Below are 25,154 nucleotides of genomic sequence, written 5' to 3' on the forward strand. Positions count from 1 at the left end.
CCTGCCATTCGCCCATTTTCAACCAAACGGTTGACAGCATCGGAAGCGGTGCCTACAGTGCATCTCCAAGGCGCCGGAACCGGTGCCGCGGAGTCACCCATGAGCCCAAGCCTTTCCCCCGCGGCGCCTGCGTCCGCGGCCCTGCTGGACCCCACGCAACTGCCCGAGCGCTTCGATTCGGTGGAGGCGCTGGATGCCTTCCTGGCCCGTCCGACCCAGGCCCTGGTGGACGATCTGGCCGCGGTCGAAGGCGACCTGATGATCCTGGGCGTGGCCGGCAAGATGGGCCCGACGCTGGCCCGGCTGGCCCGCAACGCCGCGCCGCACAAGCGCGTGATCGGCGTGGCCCGCTTCAGCGACCCGGCGGTGCGCGAACAGCTGGAGGCCTGGGGCGTGCACACCATCGCCTGCGACCTGCTCGACCGCGACGCGCTGCAGGCCCTGCCGAAGGTGCCCAACATCGTCTTCGCCGCCGGCCACAAGTTCGGCGCCAAGGACAACCAGGCCCTGACCTGGGCCATGAACACCCATGTGCCGGCGCTGGTGGCCGACACCTTCCGCGAATCGCGCATCGTGGCCTTCTCCACCGGCAACATCTATCCGCTGACGCCGGTCGGGCGCCAGGGGGCCTCGGAGCTGACCCCGCCGGCGCCCATCGGCGAATACGCCCAGTCCTGCATCGGCCGCGAGCGCATGTTCCAGTACTTCGGCGCGCGCCATGGCACGCCGGGGCGGCTGTTCCGCCTCAACTACGCCATCGACATGCGCTACGGCGTGCTGCACGACATCGCCGCCAAGGTGCACCGGGGCGAGACCATCGACCTGGCCATGGGCCATGTGAACGTGATCTGGCAGGGCGACGCCAATGCCCAGGCGCTGCGCAGCCTGCGCCACTGCACCACGCCGCCCTCGCCCATCAACTGCACCGGCCCCGAGACCCTCTCCGTGCGCTGGCTGGTCGAGGAATTCGCCCGCCGCATGGACGTGCCGGTGCGGGTGAGCGGGCAGGAGGCGCCCACCGCCCTGCTGTCGGACACCACGCAGGCCACCCGCCTCTTCGGCTATCCCGTCGTGCCGCTGGGCGCGATGCTCGACTGGGTGGCCGACTGGGTGATCCAGCAACGCCCCAGCCTGCACAAGCCGACCAAGTTCGAGGTGCGGGATGGCGCCTTCTGAGGCGACCCGCGCCGATGCCGAGCCGACGCGCGCGGTGCGGCTGGGTGACGCGGACGTGTTCGCCGGCGTGGCGCTGTCCGATGCCGCGGGCTGGAACCAGACGGCCGACGACTGGGCCTTCTTCGCCCGCCACGGCGTCGCGTTCGGCCGGCGCACGGCACGCAGCGAGCTGGTGGCCACCGCGGCCGTGCTGCCCTATGGGCCACTGGCCTGGATCTCCATGGTGCTGGTCGACCGCGAATGGCGCCATCGGGGCCTGGCCAGCGACCTGCTCCGTGAGGCGCTGGCACACCTGGGCGAGCGCCGGCTCACCCCCGTCCTCGACGCCACGCCGGCCGGCCAGGCGGTGTACGAGCGCCTCGGCTTCCGCCCCGGCTTCGGCTTCTGCCGCTGGGCGGGCGAGGCCGGCCGACATCCTGCCTCGGTGGTGGACAGCGCGGTGCGGCCCGCCAGCGGCGACGACGAAGACGCATTGACCACCCTCGACCGCAACGCGAGCGGCCTCACGCGCGGCCTGCTGCTGCGCGACCTGCTGGCCCGCCGCGGCACGCGGACGTGGCTGCGGGCGGGCGACGGCGGCCCTTCGGCCTTCGTCATCGCGCGCGAAGGCCGGCGGGCCTGGCAGATCGGCCCCCTGGTGGCGCCCACGAGCGCCCAGGCCCAGGCGCTGCTGCAGACCGCCCTGACCGAACTGGACGGCCCGGTCTTCATCGACGTGCCGGATGCCCACACCGCCCTGCGCGCATGGCTCGGCGCCCAGGGCTTCACCGTGCAGCGGCCCTTCGTGCGCATGGCGCGGGCGCAGACCCTGCCCGACTGCGTGACCCAACCCTCGGCCGCTCTCTTTGCCGTGGCCGGCCCCGAATTCGGATGACCCCATGCCTCTTGCCGACGACGCCGTGACCCATGCCCGCCAGCTGCTGCAGCGCGGCCTGGCCATTCCTGCCCACCCGCTCGCCCTGGATGCGCAGCGACAGCTGGACGAGCGCCGCCAGCGCGCCCTCACCCGCTACTACCTCGACGCCGGCGCGGGCGGCCTCGCCGTGGGCGTGCACACCACGCAGTTCGCCATCCGCGAGCGGGGGCTGTACGCGCCGGTGCTGAGGCTGGCGGCCGAGACGGCCCGCGACTGGATGGGCTCGCAGCGGGAACTCGCGCTCGTCGCCGGGCTGTGCGGCCCGACCGCCCAGGCCCTGGCCGAGGCCCGGCTGGCGCGCGACCTGGGCTACCACGCCGGCCTGCTGAGCCTGGCCGCCCTGAGCGACCGCAGCGAGGACGAACTCATCGCCCACTGCCAGGCCGTGGCGGCCGAGCTGCCGCTGGTGGGCTTCTACCTGCAGCCGGCGGTCGGCGGCCGAGTGCTCAGCGCAGGCTTCTGGGCCCGCTTCGCGGCCATCGAGCAGGTGGTCGCCATCAAGGTGGCGCCCTTCCACCGCTACCGCACCCTGGACGTGGTGCGCGGCCTGGTGGCGGCACGGGCCGAGGAACGGGTGACGCTCTACACCGGCAATGACGACCACATCGTGCTGGACCTGCTCACGCCGTTCACCGTGATGCGCGACGGCGCACCGGTCACAGTGCGCTTTCACGGCGGGCTGCTGGGGCACTGGTCGGTCTGGACGCAGAAGGCCGTGCAGCTGCTGCAACGCTGCCAGGCCACGGTCGCGGCCGGCGCCGTGCCGGCCGAGCTGCTGGCACTGGACAGCCGCGTCACCGACTGCAACAGCGCCTTCTTCGACGTCGCCAACGACTTCCGCGGCTGCATCGCCGGCTGCCATGAGATCCTGCGCCGCCAGGGCCTGCTCGAAGGCATCTGGTGCCTCGATCCGCAGGAGGGTCTGAGCCCCGGCCAGGCCGACGCGCTGGATCGCGTGTGCCGCGAGCACGCCGACCTGTCCGACGACGAATTCGTGGCCGCGAACCGCGACCGCTGGCTCCGCTGAAACCCCACTCCAGGAACGCCGCATGCACCGTCTGCGCCAGGCCCTCGCCCACTACCTGCCGGCCGTGGGCATCTTCGTCGGCTTCGTGCTCCTGTGGCAGCTGGCGGTGTCGGTCTTCGACATCCGCGAGTACCTGCTGCCCAGCCCGGGGGCCGTGCTGCAGGCCATGGTGAGTCAGGAGATCCCGTGGCTGCAGCATGCCTGGATCACCGCGGTGGAGATCCTCGGCGCCTTCGTGCTGGCCGGCGCTTCCGGCGTGCTGCTGGGCATGGCCATCGCGTGGTCGCCCGGGCTCTCGCGGGCCCTCACGCCCTTCCTGGTCTTCGTCAACACCCTGCCCAAGGTGGCGATCGCGCCGCTGTTCCTGATGTGGCTGGGCTACGGCATCCTGCCCAACATGCTGATCGGCGCGCTCATCGGGTTCTTCCCGGTGGTCATCAACACCGCTGTCGGCCTCACGCAGATCGACCAGGACCTGGTGGACCTGGGCCGCGTGTTCAGCGCGCCCAAGTGGAAGGTCTTCCTCAAGATCCGCATTCCCAATGCCTATCCCTACATCCTGAGCGCGCTGAAGGTCACCGCCACCTCGGCCGTGGTGGGCGCCATCGTGGGCGAGTTCGTCGCCTCGCAGAAGGGCCTGGGCTACGTGATCATCACCACGCAGAGCAGCATGAACACGCCGGCCGCCTTCGCCGCGCTGGTGTGGATCTCCCTGCTGGGCCTGCTGCTGTACGGCCTGGTGGCCGGCCTGTCGCGCCTGCTCGCGCCCTGGGCCGAGGACCGCGCCGGCTGAGGCGCCGCCCATTCCCGAATCCTCCTTCACCGCTTCGTCCTCCCTCCCCAGAAAGGAAGCTGCCATGCCTCTTCGTTCCGCCGCCCTGCAGGCCACCGTGGCCGGCCTCGCGCTGCTGTCGGCCCACGGCCCGGCTCTCGCCCAGCCCAAGGAGAAGTTCACGCTGGCGCTCAACTGGTTCGCCGTGGGCGACCACGCGGCCTACTGGGTGGCGCTGGACAAGGGCTACTACGCCCAGCGCGGCCTGGATGTGAGCATCGAGGCCTCCAAGGGCTCGGGCGACGCCATCGCCAAGGTGGACACCGGCCGCGCCGACGCCGGCCTGGCCGATGCCGTGCCGATCATCTCGGCCGTCTCGCGCGGCGCGCGGGTCAAGATCGTGGGCATTGTCTTCGACAAGACGCCCATGACCTTCTTCAGCCGCAGCGACGCACCGCTGGTGAAGCCCGCCGACCTGGAGGGCAAGACCGTGGGTGCGCCTGCCGGCGACAGCCAGCGGCTGGCCTTTCCGGCCTTCGCGCGGCTGAACAGGATCGACCCGCAGAAAGTCACCTGGGTCAACATCGAGCCCACGGCCAAGGTGGCGTCCATCGCCGAGAAGCGCATGGATGGGGTGGCCGACTACACGACGGGCCAGCCCTTCTACGACAAGGCGATGGGCGAGGGCAAGGTGGTGCGCATGGCCTGGGCGGACCATGGCTTCGACCTGTATGCCATGTCGCTCATGGCCAGCGACAAGACCATCGCCGACCGGCCCCAGCAGCTGCGGGCCTTCCTCGAAGCCTCGTATCAGGGGTGGCGCGACGTCATGAGCAACCCGGAGGAGGCCCTGGCCATCTACAAGAAGCGGGTGCCGGAGATCGACGTGAACGTGATCCGCGCCAACATGCTGCTCGGCTTCGATCTGATGCGCACCCGCAATTTCGCCGACAACGGCCTGGGCGCCATCGACGACAAGAAGATGTGCGCGTCGGTCGACATCGTCAACACCTACATGGGGCTGCCCCGCAAGGTGGACTGCCAGGCCGTCTACACCAAGGGCCTGCTGGCCAAGGTGGCACTGCCGCTGGCCGCGAAGTGAGCGCGCGTCACGAAGGCGGCATCGGCATGGCCTCCACCGCTTCCCCGCCGCCCGGCCCCGGCACGGCGCGGCCGCTGATCGAGGTCGACCATGCCGGCATGGTCTACCCCGCTGAAAGCGGCCCGGTGGAGGCGCTGCGCGACATCTCGCTGTCCATCCACGAGGGCGAGTTCGTCGCGCTGGTCGGGCCGAGCGGCTGCGGCAAGTCCACGCTCATGCGCGCCATGGCCGGGCTGCGGCCGGTGACCAGCGGGCAGGTGCGCGTGCAGGGCGTGCCGGTGGACAAGCCCATTCCACAGGTGGGCATGGTCTTCCAGGCGGCGCTGCTGCTGAAGTGGCGCAGCGTGCTGGACAACGTGCTGCTGCCGGTGGAGCTCGCCGGCCTGGACCGTGCCCGCTACCGCGAACGCGCGCATGAACTGCTGCGGCTGGTCGGGCTCGGCGACTTTGCCGGCAAGCGGCCCGGCGAACTCTCCGGCGGCATGCAGCAGCGCGCTGCGATGTGCCGCGCACTCATCCTGGACCCACCCATCCTGCTGATGGACGAGCCCTTCGGCGCGCTCGACGCCATGACGCGCGACGACATGAACCTGGAACTGCTGCGCATCTGGGGCCAGGACCAGCCCCGCGCCGCGCGCAAGACCATCGTCTTCGTGACGCACTCCATTCCCGAGGCCGTGTTCCTGGCCGACCGGGTGGTGGTGATGTCGCCGCGCCCGGGCCGCGTGGCGGAGATCCACGACGTGTCCATCGCCCGCCCACGCACCGCCCGGACGCGGGCCACGCCCGAGCTGGGGCAACTGGCCTTCCGCATCTACACCGAGCTGTCCGGCAGCGCCGGCCGCGGCGACGAAGGCCGCGACGGGCCGCACTGGTAGGCGGCGCATCCAATGGACGCGCCGCGCCTTCGCGTCACGGCGGTGGACCTGTTCGAGTCCACCTACCGCATGCGCCTGCCCTTTCGCTTCGGGGCCATCACGGTCACGGGCGGCCAGCAGGCCATCGTGCGGCTGCGCATCCGGCTACCGGACGGCCGGGAAGGCGAAGGCTTCGCGGCCGACGCCCTGGCCGCCAAGTGGTTCGACAAGGATGCACGCCTGTCGGACGAGGACAACCAGCACCAGCTGCGCGCCTCGCTGCAGCAGGCGCGCGAGGCCTACCTGGCCGCGCCGCCGCTGAGCGCCTTCGCCCTGTTCGCGCAGCACCACGGCCCCTTGCAGCAGGCCGGGGCACGCCGGGGGCTCAATCCGCTGGTGGCCAGCTATGGGCCGGCCCTGCTCGACCGGGCGGTGCTCGACGCGCTGTGCCGGCTGGAAGGCGTCGGGCTCTGGCAGGCGCTGCACGCCAACCTGCCCGGCATCGAGGCCGCCTCCGTGGCGCCCGACCTGGCGCGACTGGACCTGCCCGCCTTCCTGGCGGGCCAGCAACCGCTGCGGCGCCTGGCCGCTCGCCACACGGTGGGCCTGCTCGACCCGATCACCGCCGCGGATGTGGCCGCCGACGCCCAGGTGCACGACGGCCTGCCGCAGACGCTGGAAGAGGTGATCGCCGCCTACGGCAACCGGCACTTCAAGATCAAGCTCTCCGGCCAGCCCGAGGCCGACCTCCCACGCCTGGGCCGCATCGCGGCGCTGCTCGACACCCAGCCGCCCGGCTGGGCCGTGACGCTGGACGGCAACGAGCAGTTCGAGGACGCCGCGGCCGTGCTCGCGCTGTGGCGCCAGATGCGCGCCGATCCCGCGCTGGTGTCGCTGTGCGCCGCCGTGCGCTTCATCGAGCAACCCATCGCCCGCGGCCGTGCGCTTACCGCGCCGCTGCCGGACCTGCAGGGCCTGCCGCCGCTGCTCATCGACGAGTCGGACGGCGAACTGGACGCCTTCGTGCGCGCCCGTCAACTGGGCTACCGCGGCGTCTCGACCAAGGCCTGCAAGGGCTTCTACAAGTCCATCCTGAACCGGGCGCGCTGCCTGCTGTGGAACGCGGCGAGCCCGGCCGACCCCTGCTTCATGTCGGCGGAAGACCTCACCACACTGCCGGGGCTGGCCTTGCAGCAGGACCTGGCCCTGGTCGCCTGGCTGGGCATCGGCGACGTGGAGCGCAATGCGCACCACTTCGTGGACGGGTTCCAGGGCCGGCCGGCGGCCGAGGCGCAGGCCTTCCTCGCTGCACACCCCGACCTGTACCAGGCCACGCCCGCCGGCCCGCGGCTTCGGATCGTGGGCGGCGAACTGGCCGTCGGCTCGCTCGCGGCGGCCGGCTTCGGCACAACGGTGTCTCCTACGCTGGACGAGACGCCGGCGATGCCCGCGTCGGCCTGGCCGGCCGGCTGATCCGATCAGCGCCGGGCCACCAGCGCGTCGCGCGCCGCCTGCGCGAAGCCGGCGCCGCGCTCGCCCTCGGCCACGTAGTGCGGCAGGTGCGACAGATGCGGCACGAAGCGCGCCACGTTGGCCACGCCGATGCTGTGGTCGAAGGCCTGGAACATCAGCGCGTCGTTGGTCGAATCGCCCACGTAAGCCCAGCGCTCCATCTCGGCGCCCAAGTCGCGGCCCCAGAGTTCGCGCACGATCCAGCGCGCGCCCGACAGCTTGTTGTGCTCGCCGTACCAGCCGTTGATGTGGATGCTGCTCACGGTGGCGTGCATGCCCTCGTGCCGCATGGCCATCACCACCTTGTCGATCTGCGCCTCGGACAGCTGCGTGAACTCGCTGTGGTCGATGGCGATGTCGCATTCGCGGCCCGCGCTGTCGGTGGCGCGGCGCGCGCCCGGGATGCTGGCCTCGATGTGCGCCAGCACGGCCTGCATGCGCGCGAAGTTGGCGGCGCGGGTGGCGGCGTCCTGCTGGTAGCGCTTGTGCAGCATGCGCACACCGCCCGGCTGCCAGGTGCCTTCGGGCACCAGCGCCACGGCGCCGTTCTCCGCCACGATGGCGTCGAGCGGCCAGCGGGCCGCGAAGGGCTCGCTCCAGCCCACGGGCCGGCCGGTGATGGCCACCACCTGCAGGCCGGCGGCCTGCAGTGCAGCCAGCGCATCCAGGGCATCGGGCGTGATGGCGCCGTCGGTGGTCAGCGTGTCGTCGATGTCGGTGAACACGCCCACCAGACCGCGGCGGGCGGCTTCGGGCCAGTCGGCCAACGGCCGCATCGTCTCGTGCCCCATCAGCCGGCCGTCTGCAGCGCCAGGCCGGCGTGCTCGCGCAGGGGATGGAAGTGGATCTTGGGAAAGCGCTCCTGCGCCAGTCGCACGTCGTAGGGGCTGGTGCAGAGGAAGGCCAGCGTGTCGGCCGCGTCGCGTGCCATGCGCATGGGGTAGGCGTTCTCGAACTCGCGCAGCTCGGCTGGCGTGTCGGCCGTGATCCAGCGCGCGCCGGTGTACTGGCAGCCTTCGAGGCGGATGTCGCAGTCGTACTCGGTGTTCAGGCGGTGCTGAACCACTTCGAACTGCAACTGGCCCACGGCACCCAGCAGCATGTTGCCGCCGGCCTCGGGCTTGAAGACCTGGATGGCGCCCTCCTCGCCCAGCTGCATCAGGCCCTGCTGCAGCTGCTTGGTGCGCAGCGGGTTCTTGAGCACCACGGTCATGAACATTTCGGGCGCGAAGAAGGGCAGGCCGGTGAACTGCAGGCTGGCGCCGTCGGTGAGGGTGTCGCCCAGCTGCACGCCGCCATGGGTGGTGAAGCCCACGATGTCGCCGGCATAGGCCTCTTCCACCGCCTCGCGGCGCTGGCTCATGAAGGTCACGACACTGGTGGGCCGCAGCTCCTTGGCGGTGCGCTGCACGCGCAGCTTCATGCCCGGCTGGTACTTGCCGGAGGCGATGCGCACGAAGGCGATGCGGTCGCGGTGGTTGGCGTCCATGTTGGCCTGCACCTTGAAGACCACGCCAGCGAAGTCCTTGTCCTCGGGCTGGATCTCCTTGACCACCGGCTGGCGGTTGACCAGCGTGGTGCTGGTGCGCGGGCGCGGCGCGGGCGCCAGGTCCACCAGCGCGTCCAGGACCTCCATCACACCGAAGTTGTTGACGCCGGAGCCGAAGAACACGGGCGTCTGCTTGCCGGCGAGAAAGGCCTCGTGGTCCCACTCGGGCGAGGCGCCGGTGGCCAGTTCCATGCTCTCCAGGGCGCTGTCGAACTCGGCGCCGAAGCGGGCGCGCAGCTTGTCGGTGTCGCGCAGCGGGATGGTCTCGAAGTCCTGCGGGCGGCGCTCGCTGCCGGACTCGAACACGGTCATGGCCTGCGTGCGCAGGTTGATGATGCCGCCGAAGCTCTTGCCCTGGCCCACGGGCCAGGTCATGGGCACGCAGGGCATGCCCAGCTCGCGCTCCACCTCGTCGAGGATGTCCAGGGGCTCGCGCACCTCGCGGTCCATCTTGTTCACGAACGTGATGATGGGCGTGTCGCGCTGGCGGCAGACCTCGATCAGCCGGCGGGTCTGCGATTCCACGCCGTTGGCGGCGTCGATGACCATCAGGGCCGAGTCCACGGCGGTGAGCACGCGGTAGGTGTCTTCGGAGAAGTCCTTGTGGCCGGGCGTGTCGAGCAGGTTGACCACGTGCTCGCGGTAGCTCATCTGCATCACCGAGCTGGCCACCGAGATGCCGCGCTGCTTCTCGATCTCCATCCAGTCCGAGGTGGCGTGGCGGCTGGCCTTGCGGCCCTTGACGGCGCCAGCGATCTGGATCGCGCCCGAGAACAGCAGCAGCTTTTCCGTCAGCGTGGTCTTGCCCGCGTCGGGGTGGGAAATGATGGCGAAGGTGCGGCGGCGGCGCGTTTCGGCGGCGTAGGGAGAGGACACAGGCGGGCTCCAGGGCAACCCGCCATTTTCGCAGACGGCAGCGCGCCCGCCGTGCGGACCGGGGCTTTGGGGCGGCGCTCGCGCCGGGCGATCAGCCCAGGGCCGGCACGGGCTGCGCCGCGCGGCGGCCCTGCTGGCGCACGCGGGGCGTCCAGTCGAGCAGCTCCAGCCGGCCGTCGGCATGCTCGGCCAGCGCCGTCAGGCTCTCGACCCAGTCGCCGTCGTTGCAGTACAGGATGCCGTCGATCTCGCGCATCTCGGCATGGTGGATGTGGCCGCAGACCACGCCCTGCATGCCGCGGCGCTCGGCCTCGCGGGCCACCGCCTGCTCGAAGTCGCCCATGTAGCTCACGGCGCGCTTGACCTTGTGCTTGAGGTACTTGGACAGCGACCAGTACGGCAGGCCGATGCGCGCGCGCAGCGAATTGAAATGCCGGTTCAGGCGCAGCGTGAATTCGTAGAGCGAGTCGCCCACGTAGGCCAGCCACTTGGCGCACTGGATGACGCCATCGAACAGGTCGCCGTGGATGACCCAGAGCTTGCGGCCGTCGGCCGTCTCGTGCACCCACTCGTCGGCGACCTCGATGCCGCCGAAGTTGTGGTGCAAGTACTTGCGCGCGAACTCGTCGTGGTTGCCCGGGATGAAGATCACCCGCGTGCCCTTGCGCGCCTTGCGCAGCAGCTTCTGCACCACGTCGTTGTGGGCCTGCGGCCAGTACCAGTGGCGCTTGAGCTGCCAGCCGTCGACGATGTCGCCCACGAGGTACAGCGTCTCGCACTCGGTGTTCTTCAGGAAGTCGAGCAGGGCGTTGGCCTGGCAGCCGGGCGTGCCCAGGTGCAGGTCGGAAATCCACAGCGTGCGAAAGCGCAGCACGGGGCGCTCGCCCCCGCCTTCGTCCTCGCCGGCATCGGACAGGCGACCGGCGTTGTCTTGCCAGGCGCGCAGGAAGGCGTCGTCGCGTTGCATGGGCCGTCAGCATCGGCGGCCTGCGTGACGCCCTCGTGGCGTTCGCGTGAAGAAGGCGTGACGGTGGTCGGGCCGTACGCACCACCGTCGGTGGGCGCGGAGCCCCGCGGTTGGCACGCCGTTCAGAGACGGGCGCTCAGGCGCTGCAGCGCTGCACTTCGACGGTGGAGTGCCGGATTTCCTCGTGCATCGAGAAGCAGGCGCGCACGCCGTCGGCGTCCAGTGTGGGCGAGTGCGTGACGACCGTCACCGCGCAGGCATAGGCCCCGCGGCCCACGCGCCAGACATGCAGATCGGCCACACGGGTGTGCGAATCGGCCAGGCCGGTCTCGATGCCCTCGCGGATCTCCTCGGTGACCGGATGGTCCATCTCGCGGTCCAGTAGCACCGCGCTGGTCTGGCGCAGGAGGCTGCGCGCCCAGTTGGCCACCAGCACCGCGCCGACCACGCCCATCACCGGGTCGAGCCAGGCCCAGCCCAGGAACCAGCCGCCGAGCAGCGCGGCGATGGCCAGCACCGAAGTGGCGGCATCGGCCAGCACGTGCAGGTAGGCCGAGCGCAGGTTCAGGTCGTGGTGGTGGCCATGGTCGTGTCCGTGCACATCGTGACCGTGCCCATGCCCGCCGTGTGCATGGCCATGGCCGTGTCCGTGGTCATGCCCGTGCGCGCCCGCCAGCAGCCAGGCACACAGCAGGTTCACCGCCAGGCCCAGCGCGGCCACGATCACCGCCTCGCGGTAATGGATCGGCTCCGGCGACCACAGCCGCTCCAGCGAGCCGAAGACCATCAGGCCCGCGACCACCAGCAGGAAGACCGCGCTGGCAAAGCCGCCCAGCACCTCGATCTTCCAGGTGCCGAAGGCGAAGCGCCGGTCGCGCGCCAGGCGGCGCGCCGCGGTGTAGGCGAAGGCACTGACGCCGATGGCCACCGCATGCGAGCTCATGTGCCAGCCGTCTGCCAGCAGCGCCATGGAGTTGAACCACCAGCCGGCGGCGATCTCCATGACCATCGCGGCGGCGGTGATGGCGAGCACCCAGCGGGTGCTGCGCTCGGCGGCGGGGTTGCCGGTGTCGAACTGATGGCTGTGCTGCCAGGGGCTGAGGTCGTGGGTATGCATGGCGGCGGCGATTCTGGCAGCCGCCCCGCCGTCCGGCTAGCTGCCGAACAAGTCCCCGTCGGCGCTGCGGCTGCTGGGCGCCGCCACGCCGAGGTGGCGGTAGGCCGCCAGCGTGGCGATGCGCCCGCGCGGCGTGCGCTGCAGGTAGCCCTGCTGGATCAGGTAGGGCTCGATCACGTCTTCGATGGTGCCGGACTCCTCGCCAATGCTGGCACCGATGTTGTCCAGGCCCACAGGACCGCCGTCGAAACGGTGGATCACCGCTTCCAGCAGCTTGCGGTCCATCAGGTCGAAGCCTTCGGGGTCGACGTCGAGCATGGCCAGCGCCTTGTGCGCGATGGACTGGGTGATGCGGCCATCGCCCTTCACGTCGGCATAGTCGCGCACACGGCGCAGCAGCCGGTTGGCGATGCGGGGCGTGCCGCGCGAACGACGGGCGATCTCGAAGGCGCCCTCGGGGTCGATGGGCGCGTTGAGCAGGCCGGCGCTGCGGGTGACGATGAGCGTGAGCTCCTCGGCGGTGTAGAACTCCAGCCGCGCCACGATGCCGAAGCGGTCGCGCAGCGGGTTGGTCAGCATGCCGGCGCGCGTGGTGGCGCCCACCAGCGTGAAGGGCTGCAGGTCGAGCTTGATGCTGCGCGCCGCCGGCCCCTCGCCGATCATGATGTCGATCTGGTAGTCCTCGAGCGCGGGGTACAGGATTTCCTCGACGACCGGCGAGAGCCGGTGGATCTCGTCGATGAAGAGCACATCGTTGGGCTCGAGGTTGGTCAGCAGCGCCGCCAGATCCTTGGGCTTCTCGAGCACCGGGCCGCTGGTCTGGCGCAGGTTGACGCCAAGTTCGGCCGCGACGATGTGCGACAGCGTGGTCTTGCCCAGGCCCGGCGGGCCGAAAAGCAGCACATGGTCGAGCGCCTCGCGCCGCTTGCGGGCGGCACCGATGAAGATCTCGAGCTGCTCGCGCACCTTGGCCTGGCCCACGTATTCCTGCAGCAGCTTGGGCCGCAGGGCGCGTTCGATGGCTTCTTCGTTGGGCGAGGCGGGGGCCGCGGACACCACGCGCTGCGGTACCGGGGCGAAGTCGTCGGTGTGGATGGACATGTCGCGGGGTGAAGCGGCGGATTGTAGGCGGCGCCTGCCGCGGCCGGGACGCGGTCAGCCTGCATTCAGGCGGCAGAATCGACCGCTCCTGCCGCTCACCGTCAACACCTTGTCCATCTACCAGCTCAAGCCCCGCTTCCAGGCCCTGCTCCGCCCCCTGGTCCAACGCCTCGCCCGGGCGGGGGTCACGGCCAACCAGGTCACGATGGCGGCCTGCATCGTCTCCGTGACGCTCGGCCTGTGGCTGTTCTGGGCCGCCCCCTCACACGCGGCCTTCGCGCTGGTGCCGCTCTGGATGCTGGTGCGCATGGCCTTCAATGCCGTCGACGGCATGCTGGCGCGCGAGCACGGCCAGCAGAGCGCGTTGGGCGCCTTCCTCAACGAGCTGACGGACGTGGTGTCCGACGCGGCGCTGTACCTGCCCTTCGCGCTGGTCGCCCCCTTCTCGGGCTTCTGGGTGGGCATGGTGATCGTGCTGGCGGGCCTGTCCGAATTCGCGGGCGCACTGGGGCCGACGGTCGGTGCCAGCCGCCGCTACGACGGGCCGATGGGCAAGAGCGACCGCGCCTTCGTGTTCGGCGCAGTGGGGCTGTACGTGGCCCTGGGCTGGCCCCTGCCGGCCGCGGCGGCCTGGCTGATGCCGCTGCTGGCCCTGGCCGTGGGCTGGACGGTGGTGCGCCGCGTGCGCGCCGCCCTGGCCGAACGCACCGCCGGATGAGCCGGCGCCGATGAGTTTCACAACAACCCCGGGGACGAATCACGCATGACGGCCACACCACGCATCGCCGAGGAACGGCACTTCCAGACGCACGACGGCGAATCGCTCTTCTATCGCCATTGGCCTGCCACCGGCAGCGCGCGCCGTGGGGCGGTGCTGCTCTTCCACCGCGGCCACGAGCACGGCGCCCGCATGGCGCATCTGGTGGACGAGCTGGACCTGCCCGACTTCCACTTCTTCGCCTGGGATGCCCGCGGCCATGGCCGCTCGCCGGGCCAGCGCGGCCACAGCCCCAGCTTCGCGCACTCGGTGCGCGACGTGCAGACCTTCGTCGAGCACATCGCCGCGCAGCACGGCGTGGCCGAGCAGGACATGCACGTCGTGGCCCAGAGCGTGGGGGCCGTGCTGATCTCGACCTGGGCCCACGACTACGCGCCGAAGGTCCGCGGCCTCACGCTCGCCTCGCCGGCCTTCAAGGTCAAGCTCTACGTGCCCTTCGCGCGGCCCGGTCTCGCACTCATGCACAGGCTGCGCGGGCTGTTCTTCGTCAACAGCTACGTCAAGCCGAAGTTCCTCACGCACGACCCGGCGCGCATCGCCAGCTACCAGTCCGATCCGCTGATCACCCGGCCCATCGCCGTCAACATCCTGCTGGACCTGTACGAGGCCGCCGAGCGCGTGGTCGACGACGCCCAGGCCATCGTGCTGCCGACGCAGTTGCTGATCTCCGGCGCCGACTGGGTGGTGCACCACGGGCCGCAGCATCGCTTCTTCGACCGGCTGGGCAGCCGCGTGAAAGAGAAGCTGGAGCTGCCCGGCTTCTTCCACGACACGCTGGGCGAGCGCGACCGGGCCGGCGCCGTGGCCGCGGTGCGCGACTTCATCCTGCGGCTCTTCGACGCTCCACCCGCGCCGGTCGACCTGCGCACGGCCGACCGCCAGGGCTTCACCGCCGACGAGGCGCGGGCACTTGCGGCCCCGCTGCCGGCGCTGTCGCCGCGTGGGCTGTACTGGGCCGCCACGCGCGCCGGGCTGCGCCTGGGCGGCCGGCTGTCCCGCGGCATCGCCCTGGGCCACGCCACCGGCTTCGATTCCGGCAGCACGCTGGACTACGTCTACCGCAACGAGCCGGCGGGCGCGCCGCTGGTGGGCCAGCTGGTGGACCGGACCTACCTCGACTCCATCGGCTGGCGCGGCATCCGCCAGCGCAAGCTGCATGTCGAAGAGCTGCTGCGCGAGGCCATGGGGCGGCTTGCCCACGAAGGCCGGGAGGTGCGGCTGATGGACATCGCGGCCGGCCATGGCCGCTATGTGCTCGATGCCGCGGCAGGCAGTGCCGTCGCGCCCGTGTCGATCCTGCTGCGCGACTACAGCGACATCAACGTGCGCGATGGGCAGCGGCTCATCGCCCAGCGTGGCCTGCAGGAAATCGCACGCTTCGTGCAGGCCGATGCCTTCGACCGCGCGAGCCTGGCCGCCGTCACGCCGCGGCCTACGCTGGCGGTGGTGTCCGGCTTGTACGAGCTCTTCCCCGACAACGAGATGGTCGCCCGCTCACTGGCGGGCGTGGCTGACGCGGTGGAGTCCGGCGGCTACCTGGTCTACACCGGCCAGCCCTGGCATCCGCAACTGGAGATGATCGCGCGGGCACTGACCAGCCACCGCCAGGGCCAGGCCTGGGTGATGCGTCGGCGCACACAGGCCGAGATGGACCAGCTGGTGGAAGCCGCGGGCTTTCGCAAGATCGCCCAGCGCGTGGACCGCTGGGGCATCTTCACCGTCTCGCTCGCGCAGAAGGCATGACGAAGCGCCCCTGGAAGCGCGCCCTCGCCTGGCTGGCCCTGCTGGGGCCCTTCTTCTACCTGAGCTACGGCCTGGCCAACTGGTGGGCCGGCACGCGGCCGCAGGTGCCGTCGGTCGTGTTCGACTGGGAACGGAGCCTGCCCTTCTGGGCCTGGACCATCTTTCCGTACTGGTCGATCAATGCCTTCTATGCGCTGTCGCTGTTCCTCGGCCGCACGCGGCATCTCGTGGACCGGCATGCGGCGCGACTGCTGACGGCGCAGGTCGTGGCCGTCAGCTGCTTCGTGCTCTGGCCGCTGGGCTTCAGCTTCGGGCAGCCGGCGGTGGAAGGTGCGCCCGCCTTCCTGTTCGAGGCGCTGCGCGGCTTCGACAAGCCCTTCAACCAGGCGCCCTCGCTGCACATCGCGCTGGCCGTGATCCTGTGGGACTGGTACCGGCAGCTCATCCGCCCGCGCTGGGCGCGCGCGGTGCTGCACGTGTGGACGCTGCTGATCTGCGCCTCGGTGCTGACCACCTACCAGCACCACTTCATCGACATCCCGACCGGCGCACTGCTGGGCCTGCTGTGCGTGTGGCTCTGGCCGCTGGAGCGGCAGGTGGCGCTGCCGCGCGCCTGGCGGTGGGCGCGGGACGGCGGGCGCTGGCGGTTGGCCGGGGCCTACGCGGTGGGAGCCCTGCTGTGCCTGGCCCTGGCGCGGCAGTGGGGCGGAGGGTTCCTGTGGCTGGGCTGGCCCGCCGCGTCGCTGGCTCTGGTGGCGCTGAACTACGCCGGCTTCGGCGCGCGCGGCTTCCGCATGGACCGGCACGGCCGGATGCATTACGCCGCGCGCTGGCTCCTGGGCCCCTACCGGGCCGCGGCCGCCGTCAACGCGTGGGCCTGGACGCGCAAGCTGCCGGCCCGCGTGGAGGTGGCGCCGGGTCTGTGGCTGGGACGCCTCCCCTCCCAGGCGGAGTGGCAGGCCGCCGGCCGGCCGCGGCTGCTGAGCCTGTGCGCCGAACTGCAACTGCCACGCGTGCCGGGCGCCCGCTGCGTGCCGATGCTGGACCTCGCCACGCCCTCGCCGGCCCGGCTGCGTCGGGCCGTCGCGGTGCTGGAAGGCCAGCGGGGCTCCGGCGATGGCGCCGTGTGGGTCTGCTGCGCACTGGGCTTTTCGCGCAGTGCTGCGACAGTCGTGGGCTGGCTGCTGCGGCACGGCGGTGCGTCCGAGCTGGCCGCCGCGGAGGCGATGGTCCGGCGCGCGCGGCCGCAGATCGTGCTGCGTGCGCCGTGGCGGGCGGCGCTGTCGGCCATGCAGAGCCCCGAGCCATTGCCGCGCCATCCATGACCTTGCCGTCGCCACCCCCTGATCCGCTGGCACGCAGCCGCTGCGCCGCCCTGGCCGCGCGACTGGCCGCCCAGCGGCCCGTGGCCGCCTGGAGCCTGTTGCTGTCGGCCGCCTGCCTCCTTGCCCTGACGGCGGTGGCCTCCGGTTGGGCCGTGCCGGCGAGCCGCCTTTGCCTTCCCGCCTGGGCGCTCGGCGCGCTGCTCGGCCTGGCCGAACGCTACCTCGCGCTGCGCCTGCGCCTGGACGAGGGCCTGTTCGCAGCCCTCGCCCGCGGCGTCCTGCCCGACCTGGCCGCGCTGGACGACGCGCTGGGCTGGCTGGGCCTGCGCCCCTCGTCGCCGGGCACCCCACGCCCGCTGGACGAGCGCCTGCGCGGCACGCAGGCCCTGATGCGCGGGCATCTGGGCGTCGCGCTGCTGCAGACCCTCTGCGTCCTGATCGCCCTCATCGCCGGCCTCCACGCCGGCCTGCCTTCGCCATGAACGACATCCTCGACTCCGACATGCCGCCTGCGCGCGTCCTGCTGCGGCAGGCCGGCGCCTTCGTTGCCGCCCGGGCCATCGTGCTGGTGGCCAACCTGCTCACGGGCGTGCGCGCCATCTGGAGCGGCACCACGCCGGTGGCCGAGACCACGCTCTACTTCGCCAACCATTCGAGCCACGGCGACTTCGTGCTGGTGTGGGCCACGCTGCCGCCCGACCTGCGGGCGATCACGCGGCCTGTCGCCGGGCAGGACTACTGGCTGGCCTCGCGGCTGCGCCGCTTCATCGGCCAGGACGTGTTCAATGCGCTGATGATCCGCCGCGACGGCAGCGGTGCGGCGGGCGGCGCGGCCACCAATCCCGTGGAGCAGATGGTGCAGGCGCTGGAGGCCGGCGATTCGCTGATCATGTTCCCCGAGGGCACGCGCAACACCGGCGATGCGGTCATGCTGCCGCTCAAAAGCGGCCTCTTCCACATCGCCCGGGCCTGCCCGCAGGTGCGGCTGGTGCCGGTGTGGATCGAGAACCTCAAGCGCGTGCTGCCCAAGGGGCAGCTGGTACCGGTGCCGCTGGCCTGCTCGGTGCGCTACGGCGCGCCGGTGGTGCTGGCCGACGGCGAGGACAAGGCCGCCTTCCTGGCGCGCGCGCAGCAGGCCATGCTGGACCTGCGGCCGGACCATGACAAAGCGGAGGAACGATGAGCCCCATCACCCACACCACCCTGATGCTCTTCGGCGGCGTGGCCGGCGTGCTCGTGCTGGCCTCGGCCATCGGCGCGCTGCTCAAGTGGCGCGTGGCCCACGGCGCGCCCCATTCGGTCATCGACAACCTCAACGCCCGGGTCAATGCCTGGTGGGTGATGGTGGTCGTGATCGGCATCGCCTTCGCCTTCGGCAAGCTGGGCGTGATCCTGCTGTTCTACCTGGTCTCCTTCTACGCCCTGCGCGAGTTCCTGAGCCTGACCTACACCCGGCGCGGCGACCACCTGGCCATGGCCGCAGCCTTCTACGTGGCGCTGCCGGTGCAGTACTTCCTGGTCTGGATCGAGTGGTACGGCATGTTCGCCATCTTCATCCCGGTGGAGGTGTTCCTCATCCTGCCCATCCTGTCGGCCCTGGGCGGCGACACGCAACGCTTCCTGGAGCGCACGTCCAAGGTGCAGTGGGGCCTGATGGTCTGTGTGTTCTGCATCAGCCACGTGCCGGCGCTGCTGACGCTGCACATCCCGGGCTTCGAGGGCCGCAACCTGCTGCTGATCGCCTTTTTGGTGATCGTGGTGCAGGGCAGCGACGTGCTGCAGTACGTGTGGGGCAAGCTCATGGGCAAGCGCAAGGTCGCGCCGGAGCTGTCGCCTTCCAAGACCTGGGAAGGGCTCATCGGCGGCGTGGCCAGCGCCACGCTGCTGGGCGCGGCGCTGTGGTGGGCCACGCCCTTCGCGCCCTGGCAGGCCGCGCTCATGGCCTTCATGATCTGCATGATGGGCTTCTTCGGCGGGCTGGTGATGTCCGCCATCAAGCGCGACGGCGGCGTGAAGGACTGGGGCACCATGATCGAAGGACATGGCGGGATGCTGGACCGGCTCGATTCGGTGATCTTTGCCGCGCCGATGTACTTCCACGCGCTCCACTATTGGTGGGTTCCTTGACCCACCCCCAGGCTTCGCACTTCGCGCTCCGCCTCCCCCTCAAGGGGGCACATCCAGCGGCCCGGCAAAGCCGGTTCCGCGGATGTCCACGCGTGGCCTGCTCCGCGGCCTTTCGAGCAAAAGTCAGCGGAACCTGAGCGCCTACTTCGCCAGCGCCTTCAGCGCCATCTTGATGCCCTCGCTCACGCCCACGTCCTTGGGCAGGGCCTTGAGGGCGGCGGCGCCTTCCTTGTCGTTGTAGCCCAGCGCCAGCAGGGCCTGCAGGATGTCGGCCTGGGCGTCGCTGGCGGGCTGCGCCGCGGCGCCGGCGGTGCCCACGGCGTCGCCCAGCTTGCCCTTGAGCTCCAGCAGCAGCCGCTCGGCCGTCTTCTTGCCGATGCCGGGAATCTTCACCAGCCGGCCCGGCTCCTGCAGCGCGATGGCCTGCACCAGCTCGCCCACGCTCAACCCGGACAGGATGCCCAGCGCCGTGCGCGGCCCCACGCCCGCGATCTTGATCAGCTGCCTAAAGGCCGCACGTTCTTCCGCCGAGGCGAAGCCGTAGAGAATCTGGGCATCCTCTCGCACGATGAAGTGCGTGAGCAGCGAGACCTTCGCGCCCACCTGCGGCAGGTTGTAGAAGGTGCTCATCGGCACGTCCACCTCGTAGCCCACGCCGCCGCAGTCGATCACGATCTGCGGCGGGTTGCGTTCGGCCAGGGTTCCGGTGAGTTTTCCTATCATGACTTGCTTGCCGATCCTTCGATTCCATCTGCCAGAGAAAAAAGCCGCGTGATTCTCCGCCACAGCTTCACCCCCGCGAACAACAGCCGCTTGTCCCACCTGTGCGGCCCCATGGACGCGCACCTGCGCCGCATCGAGGAGGCGCTGGAGGTCAAGATCGCCCACCGCCACGAGCTGTTCAAGATCGACGGCCCCAAGGCCCGCGCCGAACGCGCGCTGGAGGTGCTGCAGGCCCTCTACGAGATCGCCCGGCATCCGCTCGACGCCGCCATGGTGCAGCTCACCCTGGCCGGCGACGGCCAGATGGCCGAGGCCGAGGACGGCGCCCTCACGCTCGCCACCCGCCGCGGCGACCTGCGCGCACGCACGCCCAACCAGAGCGTGTACCTGGACAACATCGCCAACCACGACATCACCTTCGGCATCGGCCCGGCCGGCACCGGCAAGACCTACCTGGCCGTGGCCTGCGCGGTCGATGCGCTGGAGCGCAGCAGCGTGCAACGCATCGTGCTCACCCGCCCGGCGGTGGAGGCCGGCGAGCGCCTGGGCTTTTTGCCCGGCGACCTGACGCAGAAGGTCGATCCCTACCTGCGCCCGCTCTACGACGCGCTGTATGACCTGATGGGCTTCGAGAAGGTCACCAAGGCCTTCGAGCGCAACGCGCTGGAAATCGCGCCGCTGGCCTTCATGCGCGGGCGCACGCTCAACAACGCCTTCGTCATCCTGGACGAGGCGCAGAACACCACGCCCGAGCAGATGAAGATGTTCCTCACCCGCATCGGCTTCGGCAGCAAGTGCGTGGTGACCGGCGACATCAGCCAGATCGACCTGCCCAAGACGCAGACCAGCGGCCTGGTGGAGGCCGAGCGCGTGCTGCGCCGGGTGCAGGGCCTGGCCTTCACCCGCTTCGACACCGGCGACGTGGTGCGGCACCCGCTGGTGGCGCGCATCGTCGATGCCTACGACGCCTCCCGCAAGCGCAGCAGCAGCGCAAAGGCCGACTGATGGCGATGCCGCCCCTCTCCCTGTCGCTGCAGTTCGGCCACATCGACGCCCTGGCGCGCCACCGCGCCGCCCTGCCCCGCCACCGCGTGGCCCGCTGCATCCGCCATGCGCTGGAGGCGCCCGGCGAGATCACCGTGCGCATCGTCGACGCCGAGGAAGGCCAGCAGCTGAACCGCGAGTTCCGTGGCAAGGACTACGCGACCAACGTGCTCACCTTCGACTATGCGCAGTCCCCGATGGTGATGGCCGACCTGGTGCTGTGTGCGCGGGTCGTGGCCCGCGAAGCGAAGGAGCTGGGCGTGACCCTGGCCGACCATTACGCGCACCTCCTGGTGCACGGCACGCTGCATGCGCAGGGCTGGGACCATGAGACTGGCGACGAGGATGCCGAGGCGATGGAAGCGCGCGAGATCGAGATCCTGGCCGGGCTGGGCGTGCGCAATCCGTATCGGGGTCGCTGAGAGCACGCCTTTCACAGACCCGCCTGCACCACAGCACGAGGTCCGGAGAGCAATCCCGGCCTTCAGCGCATGTCGATGGGGATGGTGACCGGGCCGTCGTTGACCAGGTGCACCTGCATGTCGGCGCCGAAGCGCCCCGTGGCCACCTCGGGATGCAGGCTGCGGGCCTGCGCGATGAAGGCGTCGTAGAGCCGCCTCCCCTCGTCCGGCGGCGCAGCGCCCGTGAAGCTGGGCCGGTTGCCGCCGCGAACATCCGCCGCCAGCGTGAACTGGCTGACGATCAGCAGCCCGCCACCCATATCCTGCACGCTGCGGTTCATCTTGCCGGCCTCGTCCGAGAAGATGCGCAGCTTCAGGATCTTGGCCAGCAGGCGCTCGCCCACGGCCTCGGTGTCGCCCGGCTCGGCGCACACCAGCACGAGCAAGCCTGGGCCGATGGCGCCCGCCACCTCGCCGGCGATCTCCACGCGCGCCTCGCGCACCCGCTGCAGCAGCGCCTTCACGGCAGCACCCGGCCGACCGGATCGCGGTCCTGCGCCAGCGCGGCCCGCGATTCGAATTTCAGCGGCAGCAGCTGGATGGTCACCCGCAGGTTGGGCAGCACCGCCATCAATGCCCGCTCGACGTCGTCCCGCATCAGCGCGGCGCGGCGCAGCGTCCAGCCCCCGGGCAGGTGCATGTGCAGGTCGGCAAAACAGCGGCGGCCGGCACGACGGGTGACGAGGTGGTCGAAGCGCAGCTCGGTGTCGGCCGGTGTCTCGGCGGCGATGCGATCCAGAACCGACTGCAGCAGCGCCTGGTCGGCCGGCGCCAGCGCCTCGTCCATCAGGCCCTGGGCCGAGCGCCAGACCAGCTGCCCCCCCTCCCAGATGATGTTGATCGCCACGCCGATGGCCAGCAGCGGATCGAGCCACAGCCAGCCGGTGAAGCCCACGGCGATCACGCCGATGATCACGGCGACGGAGGTCCACACGTCCGTCATCAGATGCCGGCCGTCGGCCTCCAGCGCGATGGAGTTGTGCTTCTTGGCCGCGCGGAACATCAGCCAGGCCAGCCCGCCGTTGAAGGCCGAACTCACGGCCGAGAGCACCAGGCCCCAGCTCAACTGCTCCAGTGGCTGGGGATTGAGCAGCCGGTGCGCCGCCGCGCCGCCGATGCCCAGCGCGGCGCCGACGATCAGCACGCCCTCGAAGCCGGACGAGAAGTACTCCGCCTTGTGGTGGCCATAGGGATGCTCGTCATCGGCTGGCCGCGCCGCCACCGTCACCATGCTGAGCGCGAACACCGCGCTGGCCAGGTTGACGAAGGACTCCATCGCATCGGAGATCAGGCCCATCGAATGGGTCACGTAGCCGGCGATGCTTTTGAGCAGGATGGTGACCAGCGCGACCCCGATCGACAGCTTCAGCAGGTTGCGCGGCTGCCAAAGTGGCGAATCGTCACCGATAGGGAAATATTTCATGTTCTTTGTCAAAAACTCTACTGAACGCGCCACAGAGCGCCCCGGGGCGCGCCCTATCATGCGCGGTTTTCTTTAGCGCCAGATTAAGGTCATGAGACAGAGGACGCTTCAAGGCCTGCTCGCCGCCGCTGCCCTGTGGGCCGGCATTGTGGGCCCGGCCCAGGCGCAGGACGCCGTGAGCGGCGGACACGCCGGCTTCATCAAATCGGTCCAGGGGCAGGTCCTCATCGTGAACGCGGCCGGGCAGTCGCAGGCCGCCCAGGCGGGCAGCACGCTGCGTGCCAGCGACCGCGTCGAGACGGACGCGCAAGGCGCCGCCGGCCTCGTGCTGCGGGATGGCACCACCCTGGTCGTCGGCCCCGCCTCGCGCGTGGACCTGCGCGACTACCGCTTCGACAGCACCACGCAGGACGGCAACCTGCTGGTCGGCCTGCTGCGGGGCTCGCTGCGCATGATCAGCGGCCTGCTGGGCAAGGCCCATCCGGAAGCCGTGCGCGTGGAGACGCAGACGGCCACGATCGGCATCCGAGGGACGGACTTCATCGTGTCCGCCGAGGCCCCATGATGCGCCGCCCGCCCACCCTGCTGCGTTGGACCGTTCCCGCCGTGGCCGTGCTGCTCGCCGCCTGCGCGGCGCCACCGCCGCCCTCCACCCGCGTGGTGCTGCTGCCGCAGGACGACGGCACCCCGTCCGCGGTGGTGGTGAAGACGGCCGGCGGTCAGCAGCGCCTGGACAAGCCCTACGAACGCGCCTCGGTGGTCGCCGCCAGCCAGCCGCCGGTGGTCGACACCACCGACGCGGCGACGGTGCAGGCCCGCAACCCCAGCCTTTTCTCGATGCGGCCCGCCCGCCCGCAGCGCTACGTGCTGTTCTTCGACACCGGCGGCACGCGGCTGGCCGCGCAATCGCAGCGCGACCTCGATACGCTGCTGGGTGACGCCCTGGCCCGGCCGGGCGCCGACCTGGTCATCACCGGCTACACCGACACCCGGGGTGCGGCGGCGGCCAACGACGCGCTGTCGCTGGCCCGCGCACAGATGGTGCGGCAGATGCTGATCCAGCGCGGCTTCGCGCAGGAACGCATCGAAGCCGCCGGACGCGGCGAGCGCGAACTGGCCGTGCCCACGGCCGACGAGGTGGACGAGCCGCGCAACCGGCGCGTGGTGATCGATCTGCGCTGAAAGCCCCGGGCGTTTCTTGGCAGCGCCCGCCCGGCCGCCTGACGCGCGACTGGCGTGGCCGACGCATGGAAGCAGGCGTGCCGGTCGGCACACCTGAAACGGTCAGGCCAGCAGCACCCGCGCGAACTTGCGCTTGCCCACCTGCACCACGTAGCTGCCGGCCTCCAGCTTGAGCCCCTTGTCGCTCACGACGCTGGAATCCACACGCACGCCGCCGCCGTCGATCAGGCGGTTGCCCTCCGACGTGGACGCGGCCAGGCCCGCCTGCTTGAGCACATGGGCGATGCCCAGCGGCGCACCGCTGATCTGCACCTCGGGAATCTCGTCCGGCACGCCGCCACGACTGCGGTTGATGAAGTCCTGCTCGGCTGCGTCGGCCGCCTGGGCGCTGTGGAAGCGGGCCGTGATCTCCTTGGCCAGCAACACCTTCGCGTCCTTGGGATTGCGACCGCCCTCGACCTCGGCCTTGAGCGCGGCAATCTCCTTCAACGAGCGGAAGCTCAGCAGCGTGAACCACTTCCACATCAGCGCGTCCGAGATCGACAGGACCTTGGCGAACATGGTGTTCGGTGCCTCGCTGATGCCGATGTAGTTGTTCTTGCTCTTCGACATCTTCTCGACGCCGTCGAGGCCTTCGAGCAGGGGCATGGTCAGAATGCACTGCGGCTCCTGGCCATATTCCTGCTGCAGGTGGCGACCCACGAGCAGGTTGAACTTCTGGTCCGTGCCGCCGAGTTCCAGGTCGCTCTTGAGCGCCACCGAGTCGTAGCCCTGCATCAGCGGGTACAGGAACTCATGCACCGAGATCGACTGGCCCGCCTTGAAGCGCTTGGTGAAATCGTCGCGCTCCATCATGCGCGCCACCGTGTACTTGGCCGCCAGCTGGATCATGCCGCGCGCGCCCAGCGGGTCGCTCCATTCCGAGTTGTAGCGGATCTCGGTGCGGGCCGGGTCGAGCACCAGGCTGGCCTGGCGGTAGTAGGTCTGCGCGTTTTCCTCGATCTGCTCGCGCGTCAGAGGCGGACGGGTGCTGTTTCGGCCTGAAGGGTCGCCGATCAGGGTGGTGAAGTCGCCGATCAGGAAGATCACCTGGTGGCCCAGGTCCTGCAGCTGGCGCATCTTGTTGAGCACCACGGTATGGCCGATGTGGATGTCGGGCGCCGTCGGGTCCAGACCCAGCTTGATGCGCAGCGGCTGGCCGGTCTTTTCGGCGCGCTGCAGCTTGCGGATCCACTCGTCCTGAGGCAGCAGTTCGTCGGCGCCTCGCAGAGAAATTTCGAGCGCTTGTCCTACACCATCCGATAGTGTTTGACCAATAGGAGACTGGGGATTCATTGCGATTTTGAGGGGCGGAAACAACACACGCCGCTATACTC

26 protein-coding genes are annotated in these 25,154 nt (G+C 70.5%); 17 read left to right on the top strand and 9 right to left on the bottom strand.

Going from position 1 to position 25,154, the window contains the following annotated elements; translation table 11 throughout:
- The first annotated feature begins 99 nt into the window (after nucleotides 1-99).
- From ABIC63_RS13060 to ABIC63_RS13090, 7 genes are all read left to right on the top strand, one after another.
- Complete coding sequence (locus tag ABIC63_RS13060; protein WP_294372887.1) at nucleotides 100-1,176, top strand: NAD-dependent epimerase/dehydratase family protein; 1,077 nt, start codon at nucleotides 100-102, stop codon at nucleotides 1,174-1,176.
- A complete protein-coding gene (locus tag ABIC63_RS13065; protein ID WP_354320056.1) occupies nucleotides 1,163-2,050 on the top strand; it encodes a GNAT family N-acetyltransferase in 888 nt (295 codons plus the stop codon). Before ABIC63_RS13060 ends, ABIC63_RS13065 begins: the two co-directional genes overlap by 14 nt.
- A 4-nt stretch (nucleotides 2,051-2,054) precedes the next feature.
- The gene (locus ABIC63_RS13070; protein ID WP_354320057.1) at nucleotides 2,055-3,119 is read left to right on the top strand and encodes a dihydrodipicolinate synthase family protein; all 1,065 of its coding nucleotides are present in this window, start codon (nucleotides 2,055-2,057) and stop codon (nucleotides 3,117-3,119) included.
- A 22-nt stretch (nucleotides 3,120-3,141) separates the two neighbouring features.
- Entirely contained in the window at nucleotides 3,142-3,912 is a 771-nt protein-coding gene (locus tag ABIC63_RS13075; protein ID WP_114802329.1) for an ABC transporter permease, read from the top strand.
- Between the two features lie 64 nt (nucleotides 3,913-3,976).
- Nucleotides 3,977-4,993 carry an ABC transporter substrate-binding protein gene (locus ABIC63_RS13080; RefSeq protein ID WP_017757526.1) on the top strand — a complete coding sequence of 339 codons (1,017 nt, stop codon included), beginning with the start codon at nucleotides 3,977-3,979 and terminating at the stop codon, nucleotides 4,991-4,993.
- Between the two features lie 98 nt (nucleotides 4,994-5,091).
- Nucleotides 5,092-5,871, top strand: coding sequence for an ABC transporter ATP-binding protein (locus ABIC63_RS13085; RefSeq protein ID WP_476347803.1), 780 nt, complete (start codon nucleotides 5,092-5,094; stop codon nucleotides 5,869-5,871).
- Nucleotides 5,872-5,883: 12 nt separating this feature from the next.
- Entirely contained in the window at nucleotides 5,884-7,323 is a 1,440-nt protein-coding gene (locus ABIC63_RS13090; RefSeq protein WP_354320059.1) for an enolase-like domain-containing protein, read from the top strand.
- A gap of 5 nt (nucleotides 7,324-7,328) precedes the next feature.
- On the opposite strand, the gene ABIC63_RS13095 is transcribed toward ABIC63_RS13090, so the two are convergent.
- The 5 genes from ABIC63_RS13095 to ruvB form a co-directional block, all read right to left on the bottom strand.
- Nucleotides 7,329-8,138, bottom strand: coding sequence for an HAD-IIB family hydrolase (locus tag ABIC63_RS13095; RefSeq protein ID WP_354320116.1), 810 nt, complete (start codon nucleotides 8,136-8,138; stop codon nucleotides 7,329-7,331).
- Between the two features lie 14 nt (nucleotides 8,139-8,152).
- Entirely contained in the window at nucleotides 8,153-9,787 is a 1,635-nt protein-coding gene (locus ABIC63_RS13100; protein WP_354320060.1) for a peptide chain release factor 3, read from the bottom strand.
- 91 nt (nucleotides 9,788-9,878) lie between these two features.
- On the bottom strand, nucleotides 9,879-10,754 hold the full coding sequence (locus tag ABIC63_RS13105; RefSeq protein ID WP_294370428.1) for a UDP-2,3-diacylglucosamine diphosphatase: 876 nt from the start codon (nucleotides 10,752-10,754) through the stop codon (nucleotides 9,879-9,881).
- Nucleotides 10,755-10,890: 136 nt separating this feature from the next.
- Nucleotides 10,891-11,871, bottom strand: coding sequence for a CDF family Co(II)/Ni(II) efflux transporter DmeF (gene dmeF, locus ABIC63_RS13110; protein ID WP_354320061.1), 981 nt, complete (start codon nucleotides 11,869-11,871; stop codon nucleotides 10,891-10,893).
- A 36-nt stretch (nucleotides 11,872-11,907) separates the two neighbouring features.
- Nucleotides 11,908-12,972 (bottom strand): Holliday junction branch migration DNA helicase RuvB, encoded by a 1,065-nt coding sequence (gene ruvB / locus ABIC63_RS13115; protein WP_294370431.1) that lies wholly within the window; start codon nucleotides 12,970-12,972, stop codon nucleotides 11,908-11,910.
- Nucleotides 12,973-13,081: 109 nt separating this feature from the next.
- Here ruvB and ABIC63_RS13120 point away from each other — a divergent pair, with 109 nt between their 5' ends.
- From ABIC63_RS13120 to ABIC63_RS13145, 6 genes are read left to right on the top strand one after another with little or no spacing between them, the layout of a single operon-like run.
- Entirely contained in the window at nucleotides 13,082-13,690 is a 609-nt protein-coding gene (locus ABIC63_RS13120) for a CDP-alcohol phosphatidyltransferase family protein (protein ID WP_354320062.1), read from the top strand.
- Between the two features lie 45 nt (nucleotides 13,691-13,735).
- Nucleotides 13,736-15,493, top strand: coding sequence for a bifunctional alpha/beta hydrolase/class I SAM-dependent methyltransferase (locus tag ABIC63_RS13125; protein WP_354320063.1), 1,758 nt, complete (start codon nucleotides 13,736-13,738; stop codon nucleotides 15,491-15,493).
- Nucleotides 15,490-16,818 (top strand): phosphatase PAP2/dual specificity phosphatase family protein, encoded by a 1,329-nt coding sequence (locus tag ABIC63_RS13130; RefSeq protein WP_354320064.1) that lies wholly within the window; start codon nucleotides 15,490-15,492, stop codon nucleotides 16,816-16,818. The genes ABIC63_RS13125 and ABIC63_RS13130 overlap by 4 nt, the downstream gene beginning before the upstream one ends.
- The gene (locus ABIC63_RS13135; RefSeq protein ID WP_354320065.1) at nucleotides 16,815-17,300 is read left to right on the top strand and encodes a hypothetical protein; all 486 of its coding nucleotides are present in this window, start codon (nucleotides 16,815-16,817) and stop codon (nucleotides 17,298-17,300) included. Before ABIC63_RS13130 ends, ABIC63_RS13135 begins: the two co-directional genes overlap by 4 nt.
- Entirely contained in the window at nucleotides 17,297-18,001 is a 705-nt protein-coding gene (locus ABIC63_RS13140; protein ID WP_502935871.1) for a lysophospholipid acyltransferase family protein, read from the top strand. Before ABIC63_RS13135 ends, ABIC63_RS13140 begins: the two co-directional genes overlap by 4 nt.
- The gene (locus tag ABIC63_RS13145; RefSeq protein WP_354320066.1) at nucleotides 17,998-18,945 is read left to right on the top strand and encodes a phosphatidate cytidylyltransferase; all 948 of its coding nucleotides are present in this window, start codon (nucleotides 17,998-18,000) and stop codon (nucleotides 18,943-18,945) included. The genes ABIC63_RS13140 and ABIC63_RS13145 overlap by 4 nt, the downstream gene beginning before the upstream one ends.
- Nucleotides 18,946-19,086: 141 nt before the next feature.
- Here the strand turns inward: ABIC63_RS13145 and ruvA are convergent, their stop codons facing one another.
- Complete coding sequence (gene ruvA, locus ABIC63_RS13150) at nucleotides 19,087-19,668, bottom strand: Holliday junction branch migration protein RuvA (protein ID WP_017761470.1); 582 nt, start codon at nucleotides 19,666-19,668, stop codon at nucleotides 19,087-19,089.
- A gap of 48 nt (nucleotides 19,669-19,716) precedes the next feature.
- On the opposite strand from ruvA, the gene ABIC63_RS13155 reads away from it, so the two are divergent.
- On the top strand, nucleotides 19,717-20,673 hold the full coding sequence (locus ABIC63_RS13155; protein WP_294370447.1) for a PhoH family protein: 957 nt from the start codon (nucleotides 19,717-19,719) through the stop codon (nucleotides 20,671-20,673).
- Nucleotides 20,673-21,134, top strand: coding sequence for an rRNA maturation RNase YbeY (ybeY, locus tag ABIC63_RS13160; protein WP_354320067.1), 462 nt, complete (start codon nucleotides 20,673-20,675; stop codon nucleotides 21,132-21,134). The genes ABIC63_RS13155 and ybeY overlap by 1 nt, the downstream gene beginning before the upstream one ends.
- Nucleotides 21,135-21,196: 62 nt before the next feature.
- Here the strand turns inward: ybeY and dtd are convergent, their stop codons facing one another.
- Together dtd and ABIC63_RS13170 are read right to left on the bottom strand one after the other, a co-directional pair.
- Nucleotides 21,197-21,637 (bottom strand): D-aminoacyl-tRNA deacylase, encoded by a 441-nt coding sequence (gene dtd, locus ABIC63_RS13165; RefSeq protein WP_354320068.1) that lies wholly within the window; start codon nucleotides 21,635-21,637, stop codon nucleotides 21,197-21,199.
- Nucleotides 21,634-22,596, bottom strand: coding sequence for a cation diffusion facilitator family transporter (locus tag ABIC63_RS13170; RefSeq protein WP_354320069.1), 963 nt, complete (start codon nucleotides 22,594-22,596; stop codon nucleotides 21,634-21,636). Before ABIC63_RS13170 ends, dtd begins: the two co-directional genes overlap by 4 nt.
- A gap of 91 nt (nucleotides 22,597-22,687) precedes the next feature.
- Here ABIC63_RS13170 and ABIC63_RS13175 point away from each other — a divergent pair, with 91 nt between their 5' ends.
- Nucleotides 22,688-23,161 (top strand): FecR domain-containing protein, encoded by a 474-nt coding sequence (locus tag ABIC63_RS13175; protein WP_294370455.1) that lies wholly within the window; start codon nucleotides 22,688-22,690, stop codon nucleotides 23,159-23,161.
- Entirely contained in the window at nucleotides 23,161-23,778 is a 618-nt protein-coding gene (locus tag ABIC63_RS13180; RefSeq protein WP_354320070.1) for an OmpA family protein, read from the top strand. The genes ABIC63_RS13175 and ABIC63_RS13180 overlap by 1 nt, the downstream gene beginning before the upstream one ends.
- Before the next feature lie 102 nt (nucleotides 23,779-23,880).
- Here the strand turns inward: ABIC63_RS13180 and tyrS are convergent, their stop codons facing one another.
- Nucleotides 23,881-25,113 (bottom strand): tyrosine--tRNA ligase, encoded by a 1,233-nt coding sequence (tyrS, locus tag ABIC63_RS13185; RefSeq protein ID WP_354320071.1) that lies wholly within the window; start codon nucleotides 25,111-25,113, stop codon nucleotides 23,881-23,883.
- Nucleotides 25,114-25,154: the final 41 nt, after the last annotated feature.

Origin of the sequence: Pseudacidovorax sp. 1753 (assembly GCF_040544975.1) — a bacterium.
Classification (GTDB): domain Bacteria; phylum Pseudomonadota; class Gammaproteobacteria; order Burkholderiales; family Burkholderiaceae_C; genus Xenophilus.

Coding starts and splice junctions, on each gene's coding strand:
- ABIC63_RS13075 (WP_114802329.1), top strand. CDS start 3,142: ATGCACCGTCTGCGCCAGGCCCTCGCCCACTACCTGCCGGCCGTGGGC.
- ABIC63_RS13125 (WP_354320063.1), top strand. CDS start 13,736: ATGACGGCCACACCACGCATCGCCGAGGAACGGCACTTCCAGACGCAC.
- ruvA (WP_017761470.1), bottom strand. CDS start 19,668: ATGATAGGAAAACTCACCGGAACCCTGGCCGAACGCAACCCGCCGCAG.
- ABIC63_RS13105 (WP_294370428.1), bottom strand. CDS start 10,754: ATGCAACGCGACGACGCCTTCCTGCGCGCCTGGCAAGACAACGCCGGT.
- ABIC63_RS13145 (WP_354320066.1), top strand. CDS start 17,998: ATGAGCCCCATCACCCACACCACCCTGATGCTCTTCGGCGGCGTGGCC.
- ABIC63_RS13130 (WP_354320064.1), top strand. CDS start 15,490: ATGACGAAGCGCCCCTGGAAGCGCGCCCTCGCCTGGCTGGCCCTGCTG.
- ABIC63_RS13140 (WP_502935871.1), top strand. CDS start 17,297: ATGAACGACATCCTCGACTCCGACATGCCGCCTGCGCGCGTCCTGCTG.
- ybeY (WP_354320067.1), top strand. CDS start 20,673: ATGGCGATGCCGCCCCTCTCCCTGTCGCTGCAGTTCGGCCACATCGAC.
- ABIC63_RS13065 (WP_354320056.1), top strand. CDS start 1,163: ATGGCGCCTTCTGAGGCGACCCGCGCCGATGCCGAGCCGACGCGCGCG.
- tyrS (WP_354320071.1), bottom strand. CDS start 25,113: ATGAATCCCCAGTCTCCTATTGGTCAAACACTATCGGATGGTGTAGGA.
- ABIC63_RS13170 (WP_354320069.1), bottom strand. CDS start 22,596: ATGAAATATTTCCCTATCGGTGACGATTCGCCACTTTGGCAGCCGCGC.
- ABIC63_RS13070 (WP_354320057.1), top strand. CDS start 2,055: ATGCCTCTTGCCGACGACGCCGTGACCCATGCCCGCCAGCTGCTGCAG.
- ABIC63_RS13135 (WP_354320065.1), top strand. CDS start 16,815: ATGACCTTGCCGTCGCCACCCCCTGATCCGCTGGCACGCAGCCGCTGC.
- ABIC63_RS13180 (WP_354320070.1), top strand. CDS start 23,161: ATGCGCCGCCCGCCCACCCTGCTGCGTTGGACCGTTCCCGCCGTGGCC.
- ABIC63_RS13095 (WP_354320116.1), bottom strand. CDS start 8,138: ATGCGGCCGTTGGCCGACTGGCCCGAAGCCGCCCGCCGCGGTCTGGTG.
- ABIC63_RS13060 (WP_294372887.1), top strand. CDS start 100: ATGAGCCCAAGCCTTTCCCCCGCGGCGCCTGCGTCCGCGGCCCTGCTG.
- ruvB (WP_294370431.1), bottom strand. CDS start 12,972: ATGTCCATCCACACCGACGACTTCGCCCCGGTACCGCAGCGCGTGGTG.
- ABIC63_RS13090 (WP_354320059.1), top strand. CDS start 5,884: ATGGACGCGCCGCGCCTTCGCGTCACGGCGGTGGACCTGTTCGAGTCC.
- ABIC63_RS13175 (WP_294370455.1), top strand. CDS start 22,688: ATGAGACAGAGGACGCTTCAAGGCCTGCTCGCCGCCGCTGCCCTGTGG.
- ABIC63_RS13080 (WP_017757526.1), top strand. CDS start 3,977: ATGCCTCTTCGTTCCGCCGCCCTGCAGGCCACCGTGGCCGGCCTCGCG.
- dmeF (WP_354320061.1), bottom strand. CDS start 11,871: ATGCATACCCACGACCTCAGCCCCTGGCAGCACAGCCATCAGTTCGAC.
- ABIC63_RS13085 (WP_476347803.1), top strand. CDS start 5,092: ATGGTCTACCCCGCTGAAAGCGGCCCGGTGGAGGCGCTGCGCGACATC.